The following is a 2,848-nucleotide window of genomic DNA, read 5'->3' on the forward strand; positions in this document are numbered from 1 at the left end:
CTATGAGAAATAAACTAAGTCATAGAGGTGAAACTTTCAGTAAGCTGGTGCGTTTATCTGAGAGACGAATTTGAAGTTTATGCTACATAGATTAAAAGTAACGGTGAAGATATAGAATTAATAGGATAGATGGGGAGCGTAGATATGAAAATAGGGAGAAATGATAAGTGTCCATGTGGAAGTGGAAGAAAATATAAGAATTGTTGTTTGAAAAAGAATACTGAAGTTGAAAAAGAGTTAAATAATATGGGAGAACTTGTATTTTCTTTTGATGAAGAGAAGATTGAAAAGGGAATAAAAAGACTAAATGAATTATTAGCGGTAAGTCATATATCAAAAGAACAGAAGAGAGGTATATATATTTATTTGCTTCAGGCATATAAAAATCATGGTGAACATAATAATGTGATATCAACATTTGAAAAGCTAAGGCAATATTTAGATTTTGAAAATGAAACGGAGTTAGAATTAATATTATTTTGTTATATAATATATGCTGCATCATTAAATGAACTGGGATTAGTGGAGGATGCTAAAGAAATTCTTGATGATATATTAACAATAGTAGAAGAGAAGAACGTAAGTGATATTACATATGCAGGAGTTGCGCTTGAATTAAGCAAAGCTGTAATGAGATTAGATCAGGGTACAGAGAAAGCCTTAGAAATATTAAATAAAGCTTTAAAAAAAATACCTAAAAATGATAAAAATATTGGTCAAATTGCGAGAATTAAATCTAATAAGGCATTCATTTTATTAAATAGTAAAGAAAAAGAAGAAAAGGAACAGGGGGTAAAGTTATTAGATGACTGTCTGAAAGTTAAAATACAAGAAGGCGATGTGGAAGGAATTTGCAATATATATTGTCAATTAGGTATGTATTATTGGAGAGAAAAAAAGTATGATTCTGCAATAGCATATACTAGAAAAGATTTAGCATTATCGAGAAAAGCAGGTGATAAACGAGCTATTGTTTCATCACTTAACAATTTGGCGGTTATATATACAGATTTGAATCAATTTAGTAAAGCAAGAGGTGTACTAATAGAGGCAAAAAAGATAAGCGAAACATTAGGTGATATGCAAGCCATAGTAATTGCTTCTAAGAATTTGGAAGTTGTTAATCACAAAGCTAAAATAGCTGGTATGAATGGTGAGAAGATGGGACCAGCAGCGTTATGTAAGTGTGGAAAAGGATTGTCATATAAGGAATGTTGTGGTAAAGCTGATTTTGAGCCGGAAGAGTTAGGGTTCAAAATAGATAATATTTCAGAAGATATTGAAGTAATTCAGCAACAAGTTGCGAAACGGGGAAGAGTAGCATCTCATATTGATTATTTATTAAGAAAAATAAAAGAGAATGATGTAAGGTTAGCGTGGACTAATATAGAAATACATAATGGATGGATAGAAATGAAAGAACTTGTCGATATGGCCAATCTATATTTAGTTTCAGCAGAGAAGTTGGCAAAAGAAGCAAAAGAAGTGGGAAATTATGCAGAAAAACCACTTGCATGTATTATGCTCTCTTGTTGTGCGTTGGAAGCATTTATTAATCAGGCAATTTATTTTATTAGTGTAAGTGAGATTGTTATTCCAGAAAAACACCAAGGAATAAAAGATGATTCTTTCGGATTTCAACGTAATACTGAATTAACATTGAAGTGGAATATTATAGGTGAAATTTTGTGTGAATCAGAATGGAAGCCATGTGCGAAACTATGGAATAATTTTATAAATTTAATATTTATCCGAAATGAATTGGTTCATTTTAAGGTTAGTGAATTTGAACAAGTTGTACCTCGACCAGAACAAGCAGCTGAAGCTTTAAAGAGAATACCTAAAGATGTAGAGTTAAATGATATACCTCATTCATGGCCGTTGAGAATACTTAACCCTTCATTTGCGGAATGGTGTGTAAAAACGGCCAAAGAAATGATAAATTATATAAAGGAAGCATATCAAAAAAATTTATCAAAAGTAGAATATAAGGTGAATGATAAGCGTTGATTTATATAATATGGACACAGAGCCTTTATGGGGATATGCCAGTGAAAATAATGGGTGGAAAATTGTGCTTGACTACATTTCCGCTCATAAATAATATAAATTAACCAGTTCCAGTTGTGCGCCCAGCTAAGGGTGTGTAGTCAAGCCGGTGGAAATCCGGTTTATCCAAGGTTTAGCCAACCAGATAATAGCGAGTCTTGAGATGATGCCGGTAACGGCATCTGACAAGCGTAGACAGCAAGAAAGCAGGGTTGAATAGTGATTGAGCTTCGAAACGTTAACTTCAGTCGGTCGACGTCTTAACTGGTGCGGAAGACAATATCATGTAATGCGATATGGCGAGTGTTATGTGGCACTGCGGAGTCAGAGAACCAATCATGTTTTACATTGTGAATACACATCAACTGGGGAGAACCTGCCATTTCTCGAAGAAGAGTATGAAATTGCAACTGAAAACGGAGGATTTCAAATGAATGGTAGGTGGTCGGACAATCCCATAGTACTGTAGAAATCGGGCAATGCCGATGGAGGGAAGGGGATTGCATAGTAAAGGTCTTACTGAGGGCACATGATCCGTACTCAGGGACGGAGGAAATAATGGAAACGAAATTAGTAAGAATAGCTGAGATATCGGCAAAATCAAAACATCCTATATTTACATCCGTGTACCATTTGATAAATGAAGATATGCTAAAGCAATGCCATAAGGAATTAGATGGGAGCAAAGCAGTCGGAATCGACAAGGTAATCAAAGATGAGTATGGGAAGAACCTTGACAGAAATATCGAGGATTTAGTACTGTTGTGGTCAAGCTTTTTTGTAACACTTGTGGCTAAAA

The 2,848-nt window shown here is 34.2% G+C and carries 1 protein-coding gene and 1 pseudogene; both read left to right on the plus strand.

From position 1 onward, the window contains the following. The first annotated feature begins 144 nt into the window (after nt 1–144). The gene (locus DW826_RS18500) at nt 145–2,010 is read left to right on the plus strand and encodes a tetratricopeptide repeat protein (RefSeq protein WP_207659900.1); all 1,866 of its coding nucleotides are present in this window, start codon (nt 145–147) and stop codon (nt 2,008–2,010) included. 597 nt (nt 2,011–2,607) lie between these two features. Further along, nucleotides 2,608–2,848, plus strand: a pseudogene (locus tag DW826_RS17735) (reverse transcriptase); the annotation flags it as partial.

The organism is Clostridium sp. AM34-11AC (assembly GCF_003435375.1).
Classification (GTDB): domain Bacteria; phylum Bacillota; class Clostridia; order Lachnospirales; family Lachnospiraceae; genus Pilosibacter; species Pilosibacter fragilis.

Bases quoted from the DNA above. Each gene is read 5' to 3' on its own strand.
- DW826_RS18500 (WP_207659900.1), top strand. From the start codon at position 145: ATGAAAATAGGGAGAAATGATAAGTGTCCATGTGGAAGTGGAAGAAAA.